The 15,928-nt window shown below is 57.7% G+C and carries 17 protein-coding genes and 1 pseudogene; 12 read left to right on the top strand and 6 right to left on the bottom strand.

Annotation, left to right across the window (positions count from 1 at the left end):
- Positions 1 to 2: 2 nt before the first annotated feature.
- The 8 genes and pseudogenes from urtD (at position 3) to soil367_RS12320 (ending at position 6,499) form a co-directional block, all read left to right on the top strand.
- Positions 3 to 758 carry an urea ABC transporter ATP-binding protein UrtD gene (urtD, locus tag soil367_RS12355; RefSeq protein WP_136549382.1) on the top strand — a complete coding sequence of 252 codons (756 nt, stop codon included), beginning with the start codon at positions 3 to 5 and terminating at the stop codon, positions 756 to 758.
- Position 759: 1 nt separating this feature from the next.
- Positions 760 to 1,452: an urea ABC transporter ATP-binding subunit UrtE gene (gene urtE, locus soil367_RS12350; protein WP_136549381.1), complete on the top strand. Its 693-nt coding sequence runs from the start codon at positions 760 to 762 to the stop codon at positions 1,450 to 1,452.
- Between the two features lie 347 nt (positions 1,453 to 1,799).
- Positions 1,800 to 2,348 (top strand): DUF4136 domain-containing protein, encoded by a 549-nt coding sequence (locus soil367_RS12345; protein WP_172962337.1) that lies wholly within the window; start codon positions 1,800 to 1,802, stop codon positions 2,346 to 2,348.
- 91 nt (positions 2,349 to 2,439) lie between these two features.
- Positions 2,440 to 3,714: pseudogene (locus soil367_RS12340) on the top strand (D-amino acid dehydrogenase); the annotation flags it as partial.
- A gap of 52 nt (positions 3,715 to 3,766) precedes the next feature.
- On the top strand, positions 3,767 to 4,348 hold the full coding sequence (locus soil367_RS12335) for a macro domain-containing protein (protein WP_136549378.1): 582 nt from the start codon (positions 3,767 to 3,769) through the stop codon (positions 4,346 to 4,348).
- Entirely contained in the window at positions 4,345 to 4,647 is a 303-nt protein-coding gene (locus soil367_RS12330) for a GIY-YIG nuclease family protein (protein WP_342777429.1), read from the top strand. The genes soil367_RS12335 and soil367_RS12330 overlap by 4 nt, the downstream gene beginning before the upstream one ends.
- A 101-nt stretch (positions 4,648 to 4,748) precedes the next feature.
- Entirely contained in the window at positions 4,749 to 5,816 is a 1,068-nt protein-coding gene (locus tag soil367_RS12325) for an alpha/beta hydrolase (protein ID WP_246065280.1), read from the top strand.
- Complete coding sequence (locus soil367_RS12320) at positions 5,813 to 6,499, top strand: YiaD family glycine zipper/OmpA-like lipoprotein (protein WP_246065278.1); 687 nt, start codon at positions 5,813 to 5,815, stop codon at positions 6,497 to 6,499. The genes soil367_RS12325 and soil367_RS12320 overlap by 4 nt, the downstream gene beginning before the upstream one ends.
- Positions 6,500 to 6,596: 97 nt before the next feature.
- Here the strand turns inward: soil367_RS12320 and soil367_RS12315 are convergent, their stop codons facing one another.
- The 3 genes from soil367_RS12315 to serA form a co-directional block, all read right to left on the bottom strand.
- Positions 6,597 to 7,478 (bottom strand): OmpA family protein, encoded by an 882-nt coding sequence (locus soil367_RS12315; RefSeq protein ID WP_136549377.1) that lies wholly within the window; start codon positions 7,476 to 7,478, stop codon positions 6,597 to 6,599.
- Entirely contained in the window at positions 7,475 to 7,864 is a 390-nt protein-coding gene (locus soil367_RS12310; protein ID WP_136549376.1) for a DUF4398 domain-containing protein, read from the bottom strand. Before soil367_RS12310 ends, soil367_RS12315 begins: the two co-directional genes overlap by 4 nt.
- A 272-nt stretch (positions 7,865 to 8,136) precedes the next feature.
- Positions 8,137 to 9,366 (bottom strand): phosphoglycerate dehydrogenase, encoded by a 1,230-nt coding sequence (serA, locus tag soil367_RS12305; RefSeq protein ID WP_136549375.1) that lies wholly within the window; start codon positions 9,364 to 9,366, stop codon positions 8,137 to 8,139.
- 120 nt (positions 9,367 to 9,486) lie between these two features.
- Here serA and soil367_RS12300 point away from each other — a divergent pair, with 120 nt between their 5' ends.
- Together soil367_RS12300 and soil367_RS12295 are read left to right on the top strand one after the other, a co-directional pair.
- Positions 9,487 to 10,890: an FAD-binding oxidoreductase gene (locus soil367_RS12300; RefSeq protein ID WP_136549374.1), complete on the top strand. Its 1,404-nt coding sequence runs from the start codon at positions 9,487 to 9,489 to the stop codon at positions 10,888 to 10,890.
- Positions 10,891 to 10,927: 37 nt separating this feature from the next.
- Positions 10,928 to 11,233 carry a peptidylprolyl isomerase gene (locus soil367_RS12295; protein ID WP_281283928.1) on the top strand — a complete coding sequence of 102 codons (306 nt, stop codon included), beginning with the start codon at positions 10,928 to 10,930 and terminating at the stop codon, positions 11,231 to 11,233.
- A gap of 58 nt (positions 11,234 to 11,291) precedes the next feature.
- On the opposite strand, the gene soil367_RS12290 is transcribed toward soil367_RS12295, so the two are convergent.
- Together soil367_RS12290 and mtgA are read right to left on the bottom strand one after the other, a co-directional pair.
- Positions 11,292 to 11,621, bottom strand: a complete 330-nt coding sequence (locus soil367_RS12290; protein ID WP_136549372.1) for a DMT family transporter — start codon at positions 11,619 to 11,621, stop codon at positions 11,292 to 11,294.
- Positions 11,622 to 11,661: 40 nt separating this feature from the next.
- A complete protein-coding gene (gene mtgA, locus soil367_RS12285) occupies positions 11,662 to 12,375 on the bottom strand; it encodes a monofunctional biosynthetic peptidoglycan transglycosylase (protein ID WP_136549371.1) in 714 nt (237 codons plus the stop codon).
- A gap of 288 nt (positions 12,376 to 12,663) precedes the next feature.
- Between mtgA and soil367_RS12280 the strand changes: the two genes are divergently transcribed.
- Entirely contained in the window at positions 12,664 to 13,440 is a 777-nt protein-coding gene (locus tag soil367_RS12280; protein WP_136549370.1) for a hypothetical protein, read from the top strand.
- Positions 13,441 to 13,478: 38 nt separating this feature from the next.
- Here soil367_RS12280 and soil367_RS12275 read toward each other — a convergent pair whose 3' ends face one another.
- Complete coding sequence (locus soil367_RS12275; RefSeq protein ID WP_136549369.1) at positions 13,479 to 14,720, bottom strand: TraB/GumN family protein; 1,242 nt, start codon at positions 14,718 to 14,720, stop codon at positions 13,479 to 13,481.
- A 258-nt stretch (positions 14,721 to 14,978) separates the two neighbouring features.
- Between soil367_RS12275 and soil367_RS12270 the strand changes: the two genes are divergently transcribed.
- Entirely contained in the window at positions 14,979 to 15,923 is a 945-nt protein-coding gene (locus soil367_RS12270; RefSeq protein ID WP_136549368.1) for a diacylglycerol/lipid kinase family protein, read from the top strand.
- Positions 15,924 to 15,928 lie beyond the last annotated feature (5 nt).

Genomic DNA, 15,928 nt, shown 5'->3' with positions numbered 1-15,928 from the left:
GGATGCCAAGGCATATTGAACAGAAGGCTCTCCTTTATGTTGACGGGGTTAATGTCAGCTTTGACGGTTTCAAGGCACTGAACAACCTTTCCCTGATCATGAAGCCGGGCGAAATGCAGGCGATCATCGGGCCCAACGGCGCGGGAAAAACCACAATGATGGATGTCATCACCGGGAAAATCCGTCCCGATAGCGGCACGGTGCTCTTTCGCGACGACATCGACCTGACCCGGTACGACGAAGCCGCGATTGCCAAACTTGGCATAGGTCGAAAGTTCCAGAAACCGAGTGTGATCGAGTCTCTGACTATTTTTGAGAACCTGGAGCTGGCACTCAGCGGTCAGCGGGGGGTCTTCCAGTCGCTTTTCTTCAAACTGACGGCTGATCAAGCCGGACGTATCGACGAAATAATGGCCCTGGTCAAGCTGGAGGATCGTAGGGATACACTCGCGGGCAGCTTATCCCATGGGCAGAAACAGTGGCTGGAAATCGGCATGCTGCTGATCCAGGATCCGGACGTCCTGTTGATCGACGAGCCGGCAGCAGGAATGACTGACGCCGAGACCGCCCGGACAGCAGAACTGTTCCGGGATCTGGCCAAAAAGTATTCGTTGGTCGTGGTGGAGCATGACATGGAATTTATCGAAGCGTTGGACTGTCGTGTGACGGTATTGCACGAAGGTAGTGTTCTGGCCGAGGGGAGCCTGGCGCAGGTCAAGGCCAATCAGAAAGTCGTCGAAGTTTATCTGGGGCGCTGACATGTTAAAGGTAGAGCATCTCAATCTTTTTTACGGAGCCAGCCAGGCCCTGCATCAGGTGGAGCTTGAAGCCAGACCCGGTGAGGTCACCTGTATTCTCGGCCGTAACGGGGTAGGCAAGACTTCACTCCTGAAGGCCCTCGCAGGCCATCATCCCGTCCAGGGCAAGATTATCTGGGAAGACCGGGAAATAACCCGGCTCAAGCCCGACGAACGCGCCCGCCGGGGCATGGCCTATGTGCCCCAGGGCCGGGACATATTCGGCCAGCTGACCGTTGCGGAGAACCTGCAGATCGGCTTTTCGGTCCTGCCTCGCTCCCAGCGTCGTATCCCTGCCGAGATCTATGATCTGTTTCCGGTACTGAAACAGATGCTGCGCCGTCGCGGTGGCGACTTGTCGGGCGGGCAGCAACAACAGCTGGCGATCGCCCGCGCGCTGGTCACCCGGCCACGTGTCTTGATGCTCGACGAGCCGACGGAAGGCATTCAGCCGTCGATCATCAGGGATATCCAGAATGTCATAGCGCTGCTCCGGGATCGCGGCGAAATGGCGATAATCCTGGTCGAGCAGTACTTCGATTTCGCCCGGGAACTTGCAGACCGGTTTCTGGTATTGGACCGCGGACACGTCGTCATGGCCGGCGATGGCAAAACCATGGATGCGGGTGAAGTGCAGAAACACCTGACAGTCTGACACCGCGGTAATAGCGTCGTCCGGCGGTGCCGCGGTAACGGCCCCGCCGGCCAAAGCCGGTGCGTTTCGGGGGAGCCGGTCGGCTTTTTCTGCGCCTGGTCTACCCGGCCGGCAGTTGCTGTTTCAGTCTGGTCCTCCTGACACTGAGACATGCACGACCTGTGGGATTGATCTCAAGCCCGTAGTTATGGCGTACTGCTCAGACTAATAGACGCTATTGCATTGTTGTGGCCATCCCTGGCCGGCATTCAGCACAAATGCGCAATCCGCAGATCAGTCGCATCAGGGAAGCCGGGCCCCGGCAAAGCAGTTATAGTGGCGGGTCAGTGACGCAGGAGACCAGGCACATGAGGCAGATGTCCGGCAGTATTGTAATGATGGCGCTTGTCGCGCTGGCGCTTACGTTGAGCGGATGCGCAACGAATGTTGTGACCGATTACGACAGCCAGGCGCCCTTCGCCAGTTATGAAAGCTTCGCCTATGAGCCCGGCCAGACCGATCGTGTCCAGTCGCTGGATGACGCCCGGGTACGTAGCGCCGTGGATGAGGCGATGGCCGAAGAAGGCTATGAGAAGACAACGCCCGATAAGGCCGATCTGTGGGTGAGGTTCTACTTCGAGACCAAGACCAAATACGAGTCCCGCGGGTTCACGTATGGGCTGGGGCTCTTCAACAGCCCGTTCGGCGTGGGGCTGTCCTCCCGGCCCGAAGCGAGGCCGGTCCAGCAGCAACAGCTGTTCGTCGAGTTGGTGGATACGCAGAGTAAGCAGGTCGTTTGGCAGGGAAGTGCGCGCGAGTACCTCACGGAGAACATGGGGCCACAACTGCGCTCAGATACGATTCGGGATCTGGTTGCCAATATGTTCCAGCAGTATCCTCCCGGTAGCGCCCAATAAAACGGGGCGATGACAGCGGGCTGCAGGCAGCGGTCCCGGTAGACAGTGATTGCGAACGAGCTCGAAGCAATAATTCCAGAACCGTAAGCGGGTCCATGACCAGGAGATGCGAATGCACATCGCCGTACTTGGGGCAGGGGTAGTCGGCACGACGACGGCCTGGTACCTACGCCAGGCTGGGCATGAGGTAACCGTGCTTGAGCGACAGAGCGGCGCGGGACAGGAAACCAGTTTTGCCAACGGCGGGCAGATATCAGTTTCGCACGCAGAGCCCTGGGCCAACCCGGCGGCGCCACGCAAGATTCTGAAATGGCTGTTCCAGGACGATGCACCGTTGTTGTTCCGGCTGCGCGCGGACCCAAGACAGTGGCTCTGGGGGCTGCGTTTTCTCAGGGAGTGCTCTGCCGCCAGAACGCGCCACAACATCATCCAGATCGTGAACCTGGGCACCTATAGCCGTGACCGCTTGCAGGCTCTGAGGGCAGAGACCGGCATTCAGTACGACCAGCGCGAGCAGGGCATTCTGCATTTCTATACCAACCCTCAAGAGTTTGAGGCGGCCCTGGGGCCGGCTGAACTGATGCGTGAGTTTGGCTGTCAGCGTGACGTCATCTCCGCTCGGGAAGCCGTCGCGCTGGAACCGGCACTGGGCTGTTTCGAGTCGCGAATTGCAGGGGCTACCTTTACTCGCCACGACGAATCCGGCGACGCGGGCATGTTCACGCGTAACCTTGCGGCCCTGGCCGCCGAAAAAGGCGTCGACTTCAGATATGGGACGACGGTTCTCGGCCTGAATCGCAGTGGTGACAGAATTGAGGGCGCGCGGATTATTGAACAAGGCCGCCATAGCGTATTGAAAGCTGATGCGTTTGTGCTGAGCCTCGGCAGCTACAGCGAGGCTCTGGCCCGGCCTCTGGGTGTTAACCTTAATATTTATCCGGCCAAGGGCTACTCGATCACTGTGCCCGTCGACGATGAAAGCCAGGCCCATGAGGTCAGCCTGACCGACGATGAGTATAAACTGGTGTACTCCCGCCTCGGTAATCGCCTGCGCGTCGCTGGCATGGCTGAACTCAGTGGCTACAGTCGCGACCTCAGCCTTCACCGCTGCAAAGCCATCGTTGCTCGCGCCTCGGCGCTCTTCCCGAAGGCGGGCAGGTGGGATGAGGCCGAGTTCTGGACCGGCCTGAGACCGGCGACGCCTTCTAACGTCCCTTATATAGGCCGCTCGGGTTTACGCAACCTTTACCTTAATACTGGACATGGTACGCTCGGTTGGACTCACTCATGCGGTTCAGCCGCTGCGCTGGCTGATATTGTCGATGGGCAAACACCAGCAGTGGATTTTGCGTTTTCAGGAAAATGAAGGCCTGCTCGGCCAGACAATCAGGAGATCATCAACAGGGAAGGAGAGAGCCATGACCCCCATCCACGTTGCCGTGCGTAACGGCATTACAATCGAGCTGAAGCTGGGTGATATTACCCATCAGGATGATATACAGGCCGTGGTCAATGCAGCCAACCGTGAGCTCATGAGCGGTGGCGGCGTCGCCGGTGCCATCCACAGCAGTGCCGGCCCCGAGCTCGCTGAAGCCTGCAAGCCACTCGCCCCGATTAGACCGGGCGAAGCGGTCATAACGCCTGCATTTGACCTGCCCAACGACTCTGTAATTCACTGCCTTGGGCCGGTTTACGGCCAGGATACGCCGTCGCCGGATTTGCTGGCTTTGTGCTACAAGGCCGCGTTGTCCGTGGCTGAGACCAACGAGGTGAAATCCGTCGCTTTCCCGGCAATCTCAACCGGCGCCTTTGGTTATCCGCTCGACGAGGCAGCGGAAGTAGCTTTGGGGGCAGTGCTTGGTGTAGCCGATGATCTCGTGCATGTGAAGCTGATCCGCTTCGTGCTTCGGGATGACGCAGCGCGGGATATCCACGGCCAGGTCCTTTCGCGGTTGGCCGAGCAGGGTTTTGCGACATCGCTGGGAGAAGGGCAGGATTGAGCAAAGGGTCAGACTCCGCGGGACTACGCCCGTGGCATCTCTATATGATCCGCTGTCGGCAGGGGCAGCTCTACACTGGGATCACCACCGACGTTGAGCGCCGCCTGCGGGAGCACAGCGGTGGCCCCCGAGGAGCCCGTTTTCTCCGCGGCAGAGGGCCGTTGATTCTTGCTTACCAAGCTAGCGTCGGAGATCGTCGCGACGCATTACGGGCCGAGTATCGGGTCAAGCAGCTGTCCCGGGTTCAGAAGGAGGCTCTGATCCAAGGCCGGCTCGATCTCCGCGCCCTGCTCGACTGATTGCCTCACCGGGGCACTGGCCAGCCAGGACGGCCGCGCACGAGGGTGTTATAGTCCCTGCCCGTGCCAGAGCCGCCGCTATGGCGACTCCGTGACCCATAATGATAAAGGACAGGCCCAGCGTGTATTGGCGCTTCCCCAGCTCTAGAATTCCTCGTCCGGCCTGGAGTCGGGACGCCCTGGCGAATCGCCTGCCACCTTTTCTACCGGTACCCCAGCCGGTCACCGATCCCGAACTTCAAGCATACTGCCAGTTCTACGGCCTGGACCTGGAGCACCGGTTCGCCGGTGTTGAGCACCGGCTTGGGGTTCTGGCGAGCGGTGGGTTCCGTATAGCTGTGCACGAATACCTGCAGCCCGGCCATGGCGGCACTGTATTTGTACTGCACGGTTACTTTGACCACGCGGGCCTGTACGCCCGGCTCTTTGCAGATTTGCTCGGCCGCGGGTTCAACATCGTCTGCTACGATCTGCCAGGGCACGGACTGTCCAGTGGCGAAGCTGCCGCCATTCGCGATTTCGCCGATTACCAGCAGGTCCTTGCCAGCGTGCTCGATGCCGGTCGAGGGCATCTTCCCGGCCCTTGGCACGCCATCGGCCAGAGTACCGGTGGGGCAGTGCTTATTGATTTCCTGCTGAGCGGCGGCTTTGACCGACACTCTTCGCCTTTCAAGGAAGTTGTTCTTTTAGCGCCGCTGGTGCGGCCCATGGGATGGTCGGCAGCGCGGGTTCTCCATGCGTTGTTACGTCCGTTCCGTTCGACCTGGAAGAGGGCCTTTACCAGGAACAGCGGCAACCAGCGTTTTCTTCAGTTTCTGAAAGACGAAGACCCGCTGCAATCCCGGGTCCTGAGCGTTACCTGGGTCTCGGCGCTGAAGGCATGGATACCCTGGGTGGAGCAGGCCGCACCGATCGCTATGGACGTGACGGTTATCCAGGGACAGCGGGATAAAACCGTGGACTGGCCCTATAATCTTGGCGTAATACGCGATAAGTTTCCCGGTAGCCGAGTGTGTATTCTGCCAGAAGGGCACCACCATCTGGTTAATGAGAAGCAGCCTTTGCTTGATGAACTGTTCGGATTGATAGCTGACGCCCTGGCAGGCGACTCCCTGCCCGGAAATGCGGAGGCCCGGACACGCACAACACCAATTGGAGAAACAGAATGAAGAAAGCTTTACCGATGTCCTTTGGTCCGGCACGTCTGTCGACACTGGCGTTATCCGCTGCGTTAATCACAGGATGCATGACTTACGACCCGTACAGCGGCGAAGAGCGCGTTTCCCGTTCTACCTCCGGTGCGATTATCGGCGCAGTTGGCGGTGCCGCCATAGGTGCGATATCAAACGACAGCGATCGCGGAATGGGCGCGCTGGTTGGGGCAGCAGCCGGGGGAGCGGCAGGCGGTGGCATAGGCTATTACATGGACCGGCAGGAGGCTCAGTTGCGTAACCGCCTGGAGGGGACCGGGGTACGCGTTCAGCGTAACGGAGACCAGATCAATCTGATCATGCCGGGAGACATCACTTTTGATTCCAACGAGGCCAGCGTTCGCGGCGATTTCGTCGACGTTCTGGGATCAGTTGCCTTAGTGCTTGAAGAGTTCAGTAAGACGGCAATCCGCATCGAGGGCCATACGGACAGTACTGGGTCGGACGCCTATAATCAGCAGCTATCGGAGCGAAGGGCCACCGCTGTTCGCGATATTCTACTCCGAGAAGGCATTCAGATATCCCGTACATCGGTCCATGGTTACGGCGAAAGTCAGCCAATTGCCAGCAATGACACGCCTTCCGGTCGCCAGGCAAACCGCCGGGTTACACTCAACCTGATTCCGCTTACAGCAAACTAGTCGGCGGTAAGCGCTAATACAGGCGTTAAAAAGCCGGTCGGAGCAGAAGCTACGACCGGCTTTTTTTGGAGCAACGGGCTTATTTCAGATTAACGGTTTAGCGGGACTCGATGTTTCCGTTCTCGTCAGAAATTACGATCTCTACCCGGCGGTTACGTTGCCGGCCGGACGGATCATCGTTGCTGGCAACAGGGTAGGCTTCGCCATAGCCCTGAACCTCAACCCGGTCTGAGGCAACCCCGTTGTTCATCAGTACATCCTTGACGGCCTGGGCCCGGCGCTCTGACAGCTGCTGGTTGTAAGCTTCAGACCCGGTGCTGTCCGTGTAGCCTTCGACTTTCACCCGGCGGTCCTCATATTCCTTCATGAATTCCGCCAGTTTCTCTACAGCAGTGATGCCGGTGCCCTGCAGTTCGGCCTGGTTCAGGTCGAACAGAACGTCGCCCAGCGTGAGCACCATGCCACGATCGGTTTGTTGAGCCTGCAGTTCTTTGAGTTCCTGCATCTGTTTGCGCAGTTCCTCCGCTTCCTGCTGGGCCAGCTTTGCTTCGTTCTGGGCGCGCTCCGCCTCGCTCATCGCACGTTGAGCGCGAGACTGAGCTTGACGGGCTTCCGCTGAACGCATCTCCAGCCTCAGCTCGTCCCGGCGGTTTTTGGCGCTCTCGATCTCTTGCTGGATCTTGTTGCGTTCGCCCCGCGTCTCTGCGATTTGAGCATACCCGCGGGCGAGGTAGGCTTCATGCTCCACGAGCCTGTCTTCCTCACCTTCCTCGAGCATTTCCTGGGCCCGCTCAAGATGATTCTTTGCTTCACGCAGAGGTGTCGCGCCAGTGCGGGCGACATTCGGGTCATTCTCTATAGATTGATAAATTTCGCGAGCTTCGGTGACCAGTTCGTTCTCGGGCGGTGCACTGGCACAGGCAGTCAGCAAAACAGAGACCCCGATTGCGGCACTTAAGGGAAGTATACGAGTTCTCATTGTTGACCTCCTGCCTGTTCGCCATTGATCCGCTCACGCATGGCCTCGATATTACGGTTCAGTTCTTCCACGGCGACACGCGCCTGTTCTGTTTCGGTCCGTGCACTGGCAAGTTCGGCGTCAACTTTAGCTTCGTCGAGTTTGCGCTTGGCTTCCCGATTCTCCCGGTCCTCCAGCAACTCTTCGGCTTCGGCCAGTTTGTCCTGGGCCCGTTTCAGCATGACCGGCTCGTATTCGCGCGCGTTGTCAGCTTCGGCCGCCTCGATTGCGCTGCGGGCCGATTGCATTTCCCCTTCCGGTCGGGGGCCAGGCCCGGCACAGGCTGCCATTAGCGCGGACAGCCCCAGGACCAGGAAAACACGTCCTTTGTAAAAATGCGGCTTCATCTATCGATACCCCTTGTTTGGTCCGTGGGTTTCTCTTAAACCAGTACACAAACTGTCTGAATTGTGTACGGGTTACCATATCACCTTCCCGGGTTTTACAGATGACCGATTGGCAAGGTAGAGAAGGTAAAAAACGAGGGAATCAGAGGCTTAGTGCGGCATAGAGCAGACGGTAGCGCGTCCGGCGCGGAGTGCAGGGGCAAGGCCAGCTAAACAAATGGTCATGCAAAGGTTTACGCCGCCAGTCCGGCGGCGTAAACCTTGAGGCTATGTCAGAACAAAACGCGGCAGCGAACGGTTCCTTTGACTGATCGAAGTTTCTCAAGGGCCAGTTCGCTGTAGTCCTTGTTCACATCCACGACCACGTATCCGATCGTCTCATTCGTGCGGAGGTACTGGCCGCAAATATTGATGCCATTGTCTGAAAAGACCGTGTTGATTTCTGACATGACACCGGGAACGTTTTCATGGATATGCAGGAGGCGATGCTGTCCGGGATGCGACGGCAGGGCCACTTCCGGGAAATTGACTGACGATACCGAAGTACCATTGTCACTGTAGGTCGCCAGCTTCTCGCCCACCTCAATGCCGATGTTCTGCTGTGCTTCGACAGTGCTACCGCCGATATGGGGCGTGAGAATCACATTGTCGAACTCTCGAAGGGGCGACACAAACTCCTCGTCGTTGGATTTCGGCTCCACCGGAAACACATCAATCGCGGCGCCCAAGAGCTTGCCGCTGCGAAGGGTCTCGGCGAGCGCATCGATATCTACGACGCTGCCGCGGGAAGCGTTTATCAAGATGCTGCCATTTTTCATCTTGTCCAGCTGTTCAGCCCGGATCATATTGCGTGTGGACAGGGTCTCCGGCACATGCAGGCTGACGATATCGCACAGTCCCAGAAGCTCGTCCAGGGACGGTATCTGGACGGCATTGCCCAAAGGAAGCTTGGAAACCACATCACAGAAATAAACTTCCATCCCCAGAGCTTCGGCCAGAACGCTCAGCTGGGTACCAATGCTTCCATATCCGACGATACCCAGTTTCTTGCCCCGGACTTCGTAGCTGTTCTTGGCGTGCTTCATCCATCCGCCGCGGTGAGCGGCGGCATTTTTTTCAGGAATGCCGCGGGACAGGAGTATTGCCTCAGCCAGCACCAGTTCGGCAACGCTGCGCGTATTGGAGTAAGGCGCATTGAACACGGCAATGCCGCGGCGCGTTGCGGCCTCCAGATCAACCTGGTTGGTACCGATGCAGAAACAGCCCACCGCAACCAGCTTGTCCGCTGCGGCGAACACCGCTTCGGTCAGTTGGGTGCGCGAGCGGATACCTATGAAGTGCACATCGCCAATTTTCGCAATCAGCTCATCTTCGTTGAGTGAGTGCTTGAGATACTCGATGTTGGTGTAACCCGCAGCATTGAGTGTATCGACAGCCGACTGATGTACGCCTTCCAGCAGCAGGATCTTGATTTTGCTTTTGTCGAGTGACGTTTTAGCCATGGACTTTCCGGACCTTATCGCTTCTGCCTCGGGGGAGGTGGGTGAACGGGGGCGTTATGATAACATAGAAGTTAATTTTGGAGCCTTCTGAACGCGACCTTCTTAAAAAGACCCTCAGCTATGAATGACGCATCTTCTGATCTGATCGACCGACTCCGCGCCGCTGTGCCTGAAGCCCGTGTTTTGACCGAGCCCGACGACTTGCAGACCTACGGCAAGGACTGGACGCGCCAGTTTGAGCCGAGACCGCTGGCTATCATTCTTCCGCGTGATACAGGCCAGGTACAGGCCATCGTCAATTTTGCCAACGAAAACAAAGTCGCGCTGGTACCTTCGGGCGGCCGTACAGGCCTGAGTGCGGGTGCCGTCGCCGCGAATGGCGAATTGGTGGTGGCGTTTGATCTGATGAACAACATCAGCGACTTCAGCGCCAGCGATCGTACCGTGAAGTGCCAGGCAGGGGTGATTACCGAACAGTTGCAGCAGTTTGCGGCGGACCAGGGGCTCTACTACCCGGTGGACTTCGCCTCAGCAGGGTCGAGCCAGCTGGGGGGCAACCTGTCGACCAACGCCGGGGGTATCAAGGTCATCCGATACGGGATGAGTCGCGATTGGGTGGCCGGGCTCACTGTAGTGACGGGTAAAGGCGAGATTCTTGAGCTTAATCGTGACCTGGTGAAAAACAACACCGGCTACGACCTCCGCCATCTGTTCATTGGTGCAGAGGGGACCCTGGGGTTTATTACTGAAGCGACCATGCGCCTGACCCGGCCACCGGAGAACCTGCAAGTGCTGGTGTTGGGGCTGGCGGACCTGACCAATACCATGGACGTGCTGCAGGCTTACCAGCAAAAGCTGGACCTGACAGCCTACGAATTCTTCTCGCACCAGGCTATGGGCCATGTGCTGGCGCATGGCGATACCCCTGCGCCTTTTGAAACCGAGGCACCGTACTATGCTTTGCTGGAGTTTGAGGCTACGTCGGAGGCTGTCATGGAGACGGCAATGGCGCTCTTTGAGGAGTGCGTTGAGAAAGGCTGGGTGCTGGATGGCGTAGTCAGCCAGAACGAGACCCAGGCCCGCAAACTGTGGCAGTTGCGCGAGCGGATCTCCGAATCGATCGCCCCCCGGACGCCATACAAGAACGACATTTCAGTCGTCGTATCCAGGGTACCCCTGTTCCTGTCGGAGATAGACGCAGTGGTACGGGAACACTACCCCGATTTCGAAATCATCTGGTTTGGCCACATCGGTGACGGCAACCTGCACCTTAATATCCTCAAGCCAGAAACCATGGACAAAACGGAATTTTTCAGCCGCTGCGCCACGGTGAACCAATGGGTTTTTGATATCGTGGCGCGTCATGGCGGCAGTATCTCCGCCGAACATGGCGTCGGCATGACCAAAAAACCCTATCTGCGATTCACGCGCAGTGAGACTGAAATCAGTTACCTGCGTGCGATCAAGCAGGTATTCGACCCCAACGGCATTATCAACCCGGGCAAGCTTTTCGACCCTGAATAAGGGATAATTCCCGGCTTTTATTTCAATTCATTTATTTATTTCAACCCAAAGGGAGCCCGTTATGGCCCGTGCAAGCGCAAGACATATCCTGGTCAAAGACAAGGCACAGTGTGAAAACCTGAAGAAAGAAATCGAAGGCGGTCGTGATTTCGCCGCTGTGGCGCGTGAGCATTCTACTTGCCCATCGGGTAAGCAGGGCGGCGACCTTGGCGAATTTGGCCGCGGCCAGATGGTGCCTGAGTTCGATCAGGTCGTCTTCAGCGGTGACCTGAATACGGTCCATGGACCGGTTCAGACCCAGTTCGGTTATCACTTACTGGAAGTGACCAGTCGCAAGGACTGATCCCGCTGTAAGGATTGAGCAAGCCAAAAGACCGGCCTCGTAAGCCGGTCTTTTCAATTCAGCCGGCGCTTGCTTTTGAGAAAAGATTGATCAGAAGGACACCCGTAATAATGAAGCCGATGCCTAACAGGGCGGGCGAATCCAGTCGCTGGTTGTAAAAGACCCAGCCTACCGCTGTAATCAGTACGATGCCCATCCCCGACCAGACCGCGTAAGCCACGCCCACAGGAAACACCCGCAGAGCCAAAGTCAGGAAATAAAACGCCGCCACATAGCCGCAAATAACCAGAAGACTCGGCCAGAAACGCGTGAACTCGTGGGTCGATTTCAAGGCTGAAGTAGCGATGACTTCGGCAACTATCGCAAGCGCGAGATAAACAGTGTGCATAGATGTCTCAGTCTCATCTGCTTGTTCGTAGTCTGCGGTTTCAGTCCAGTACGCGCACGATACCCGGGCCACCGAGTTGGGCCATTTGTCGGCGAATCCAGGAAACACGATCCTGAATATAAGGGGAGGGCGCGTCGACCCGGAAACGCTTGGGGCTAGGCAGGACCGCTGCGAGTAACGCTGCCTGCTTTGCAGTGATGGCGCTTGCGGGCACCCCGAAAAAGTGACGGCTTGCTGCCTCGACACCGTAAATACCCTCCCCGAATTCCGCGATATTGAGATACACCTCCATGATGCGCCGCTTTGTCCATAGCAGCTCGAGGGGAGCGGTGAGCGCGGCCTCAATGCCTTTTCTCGCCAGCGACTGACCCGACCACAGAAAGAGGTTTTTAGTGGTCTGCTGTGAAATCGTGCTCGCGCCTCGAAGCCGACCGCCCTGGCTATAATTGCGAAGGGCCGTACCGATAGAACCTATGTCAAAACCCCAGTGGTGTGGGAACTTCTGGTCTTCGCTGGCCATGACCGCCAGCGGCAGCCAGGGAGACATCGATTCAAACTCCACCCATTGATGCCGTAGCGGACTGGAAGAGGTGCTTAGCTGGTGCCCTAGCATGAAGGCGGATGTTGGCGGATTGACAAAGCGCAGCAGGAGGATCAGAGCCAGCACTGCCAGAACAACAAAGGCTGCCAACAGGCAGAGTTTGCGCCACAGTCGGCTGGCGAAGGAGCGCTTGCGGGCGGCAGCGGCAGGCATAGGCGACACTCAGTCTCAATCAAACCAAAGCCGGAGATTACTGGCCTATCGCTTCGAACTCCAGTATCTCGCTACTGCGGTGAAGCCGGCTCTGAAAAAAAGCAACGCCAAACTGCCCGCGTCGGGCCGGACAAATATCGAAGAACTGCTAGGCTAGTGTCCCAGGCGGCTGTTTCTGGCTGGCTCCGGGGAGTTCCCGATGGGCGCACCACTCAGGGTCGGTGATTGCCCGCACGGGATAAGCGCCTGCACGACTCTTAACTCAACATGCATCTGGACATCTAGCTTATGGAAAGTCGGAGTTTTATTTATGCCCCGGCATGGGTAAAAGTTGTCTCCATCGCCGTGCTCGTGCTTGCGCTGATCAGCGCCGCCGCGGTCGCTTTTTACTTTCTCGGCGAGGAAAATGGTCAGGATTGGATATTAATAGCTATGTCGCTGGGCCAGGTGGCGGCGTCTGGCATCGTGATCGCAATGGTTGTTTTCTTCTCCGAGCGGGATGTCAACGTCATGGACCTTCAGCGTCGCTCCGAGCGACTCTTTTACGAGACATTTCCCAACGCCTGCCTTCTGATCGATTTCCCCCTTGAGCCGTTCAAACGGTGGGAGGAACGCAGGGTCCGTTCCGCTGAGTTAGAGAAAACGCTGCGGAACAGCCGGACCGCTATTGAGATCAGCCACGTCCCGGGACAGATCGATGCCTATTACCGCATCCGCCTGGAATCAGGCCAGGCTCTGGTTATGCGTCTGCAGGTGAACATTGGCGAGGTGGCCATCAGTTACTACATCCCGGCGGCCTCTGAAGCCGAGAAAGACAGAATCTCAGGTATTCTGGAATGGGCCTTCTCGCGCTATCGCGAGATTGGTGGCTATGAAGGGGGTTGGTATTTCAGCCGGGAGGCGTTCGACAATAACTGCTACGCCTCCATACATTTGACCAGGGATTTCGGCGCTGACTTTCTCGAGAACGAACGGAAAAAGCTGTTCATGAGCAATGATGTGGCCGCAAGCACCAGAGGCATTCTGAAAGACTGCCTGAAAAACGGTATTGCCACAGCCTACTGAATCTCAACAGTTTCGCGTGTCCCGAGGGCAGCCGTCGGTCACCCTCCCGTCAGGCGGCCTACCATCTTGAAGCCGGCGATATAGGTGGCGGATGCGGAACCCAATGTTGTCAGCACGAAGACCAGCAATACGCGGGACACCCGGTTCTGCCACCAGCCTTTAAGGCGGCTGGTGTCCTGCCGCAGGCGGCTGAAATCACCGACACTCGGCTTGCGTATTAACGCCTCTACTGCCGCCGCAACGAAACCCACTCCGATAGTCGGGTTGAGCGAGGTCAGCGGTGCGGCCAGAGCTGATGTAATAATCGTGACGGGGTGGGCCAGGGCGATAATTGCCCCGATCCCAGCGAGGCCTCCATTAATCAGCGTCCAGTCGATAATGAGCTGCCAGCCCAGGTCCGGGTTGCGCAGGAAGCCCAGCACAAACCCGGCAATGACCAGCGCAGCCACGAACCAGGGGATCAGCTTCGGCCATTTTGCGCCCGGCGGTACTGATTCCAGCTCCTCTATGACTGTCTCGGGAGTGGCTGGCTCTTCCTCCTCCAGATAGCGCTTGATGCCTTTCATGTGCCCGGCGCCGACCACGGCAAGGATGTGCTTGTAGCCCAGTCTGGCATCCTGACGGATCTTCGCTGCCATATAGCGGTCGCGCTCGTCTATCAATGGCCCATAGAGCGCTTTGTCGTTTTCTGCAAACTCGTTGAAGGTGGTTTCGAGTACGTCGCCTTCCTTCAGCTTCTCTATCTGCTCTTCTGAAATCTCCTGCTTGGACATCACGCTGGAGATCAAGCCCAACACCATGGGCATACGCTGCCAGAACGGCATACTGCGATAGCAACGTTTCAGTGTGGTTCCGAGGTCCCTGTCGACCAGGAGTACCGGTAGTCCCGCAAGCTTGGCCTCATCCATTGCGGCGCGCATGTCTGCACCTGGCTCTATGCCAAACTGGTCCGCCAGCCGTTGCTGGTATGCTGCCAGGGCAAGGCTTGCTGCAACCATGGGCGCTTTACCCTCGCGCAGGACCTGAATCATGTCGAGCTTGCCCATGTCATCCGGGCGTTCCAGGTTGCGGTGTCGGGTCGGGCATAGCTCAATGGCAACAGCATCATAAAGCCCGGTTATAATCTCGGTCTTTACGGCCTCGGCGGAGAGCCGGGAAACGTGGGCCGTTCCCAGCAGAGTGACCGAGGTGCCCCCAACCTGTAGTGTCGCCTTCGGTTGCTCGCCTGGCGGCGCGCCGGTGTCGTTGGAAGAGGTGGGATCATTGTCAGCGACGGTCATGGGGCTAGCACTTTCCGGTAATTAATAAATGGGCCGACATCATAACAAAGGTGGCCGTGATCGCCATTGGCCCTTCGAAAGGTTAATAACTCTGCCGTTGGCCTTGTGTTAGAACAGCTAGTGTCCTGTCGTCGAGTGGAGCGATCTCTGAAACGCGTGGTCATCTGATCACGGGGTTGAAGTTGCCGCAACGTTTCGCGGTATCGATGCGGGCCTGGACCGTACACTTTTCTAATCATTCGGACGGAGCCGAAACTCATGGAAGTAAGACAGCCCCCCTCGTTCACGTTCGTCTTGAACAAGCAGTCGGGGCCCTATGATGGGAATGAGATTCAGGCCCTGATCGAACAGACAATTCCGACCGATCGTCTGGAAGCCCTGATGGTGTTGGGCGAAGAAGAGGAGCTGTGCGACCTCGTACGCATAGCACTGCAAAAGGCCCGCGAGGCGGGCGGCTGCCTGGTGCTGGCCGGCGGGGATGGGACGATCAACGCCGCGCTGCCGATTCTGTTGGAGGAGAACGACGTTCCGTTCTCGGTCCTGCCGCTGGGAACTTTTAATTTCTTTGCCCGCTCCCAGGGCATCGACCTGGATCCGGAGAGCGCGCTCGAGGCACTGCTCAGCGCTACGCCGATCGATGTTCCCGTGGCCACCCTCAACGGTCATCCCTTCGTCATCAATATTTCTATAGGCGTTTTTCCGAGAATTATTGATGCTCGTGAACGGCATCAGGCCCGGTTTGGCAGAAATCGCTATGTGGCGCTGATATCCGGGTTCTACACGGCGCTGAACAGCCGCCAGGACCATCGGCTCACATTGATCGTCGATGGCCAGGTCCACCGGGTGCGAAGTCCCATGGTGTCAGCTGTCTTTAATCGGTATCAGGTGGAAGCGCTCAACCTTGATTCATCCTGCATCGATCAGCAGAAAATGACTGTACTGGTGACGCGTCCGGTCTCGCGCTGGGGCATGTTTGGCCTGCTGCTGCGTGGCGCTACAGGCCATCTGGATCAGGCAGAAAACCTCGAAACCCTGTGTGCGTCAGAACTGACCATTGACACGCGGCGGCGCTCAGTGCGTGTTGCTATTGATGGTGAAACACAACGTTTCGCCACCCCGCTGAAATTACGGGTCCATCCTCAGGGTCTGCACCTGCTTGCCCCGGACAGGTCCAGGAGCGAGCCGGTGAATGGAGCCGGGTAATGAAG

It is taken from the genome of Hydrocarboniclastica marina, from assembly GCF_004851605.1.
GTDB classification, from domain to species: domain Bacteria; phylum Pseudomonadota; class Gammaproteobacteria; order Pseudomonadales; family Oleiphilaceae; genus Hydrocarboniclastica; species Hydrocarboniclastica marina.
Note: the sequence above shows the minus strand (reverse complement) of the source record. Positions and strands in the feature narration are given on the sequence as shown.

What these genes read in the sequence shown, in the direction of transcription:
- urtD (WP_136549382.1), top strand. Translation starts at nt 3, where the DNA reads ATGCCAAGGCATATTGAACAGAAGGCTCTCCTTTATGTTGACGGGGTT.
- urtE (WP_136549381.1), top strand. Translation starts at nt 760, where the DNA reads ATGTTAAAGGTAGAGCATCTCAATCTTTTTTACGGAGCCAGCCAGGCC.
- soil367_RS12345 (WP_172962337.1), top strand. Translation starts at nt 1,800, where the DNA reads ATGAGGCAGATGTCCGGCAGTATTGTAATGATGGCGCTTGTCGCGCTG.
- soil367_RS12335 (WP_136549378.1), top strand. Translation starts at nt 3,767, where the DNA reads ATGACCCCCATCCACGTTGCCGTGCGTAACGGCATTACAATCGAGCTG.
- soil367_RS12325 (WP_246065280.1), top strand. Translation starts at nt 4,749, where the DNA reads ATGATAAAGGACAGGCCCAGCGTGTATTGGCGCTTCCCCAGCTCTAGA.
- soil367_RS12320 (WP_246065278.1), top strand. Translation starts at nt 5,813, where the DNA reads ATGAAGAAAGCTTTACCGATGTCCTTTGGTCCGGCACGTCTGTCGACA.
- soil367_RS12315 (WP_136549377.1), bottom strand. Translation starts at nt 7,478, where the DNA reads ATGAGAACTCGTATACTTCCCTTAAGTGCCGCAATCGGGGTCTCTGTT.
- soil367_RS12310 (WP_136549376.1), bottom strand. Translation starts at nt 7,864, where the DNA reads ATGAAGCCGCATTTTTACAAAGGACGTGTTTTCCTGGTCCTGGGGCTG.
- serA (WP_136549375.1), bottom strand. Translation starts at nt 9,366, where the DNA reads ATGGCTAAAACGTCACTCGACAAAAGCAAAATCAAGATCCTGCTGCTG.
- soil367_RS12300 (WP_136549374.1), top strand. Translation starts at nt 9,487, where the DNA reads ATGAATGACGCATCTTCTGATCTGATCGACCGACTCCGCGCCGCTGTG.
- soil367_RS12290 (WP_136549372.1), bottom strand. Translation starts at nt 11,621, where the DNA reads ATGCACACTGTTTATCTCGCGCTTGCGATAGTTGCCGAAGTCATCGCT.
- mtgA (WP_136549371.1), bottom strand. Translation starts at nt 12,375, where the DNA reads ATGCCTGCCGCTGCCGCCCGCAAGCGCTCCTTCGCCAGCCGACTGTGG.
- soil367_RS12280 (WP_136549370.1), top strand. Translation starts at nt 12,664, where the DNA reads ATGGAAAGTCGGAGTTTTATTTATGCCCCGGCATGGGTAAAAGTTGTC.
- soil367_RS12275 (WP_136549369.1), bottom strand. Translation starts at nt 14,720, where the DNA reads ATGACCGTCGCTGACAATGATCCCACCTCTTCCAACGACACCGGCGCG.
- soil367_RS12270 (WP_136549368.1), top strand. Translation starts at nt 14,979, where the DNA reads ATGGAAGTAAGACAGCCCCCCTCGTTCACGTTCGTCTTGAACAAGCAG.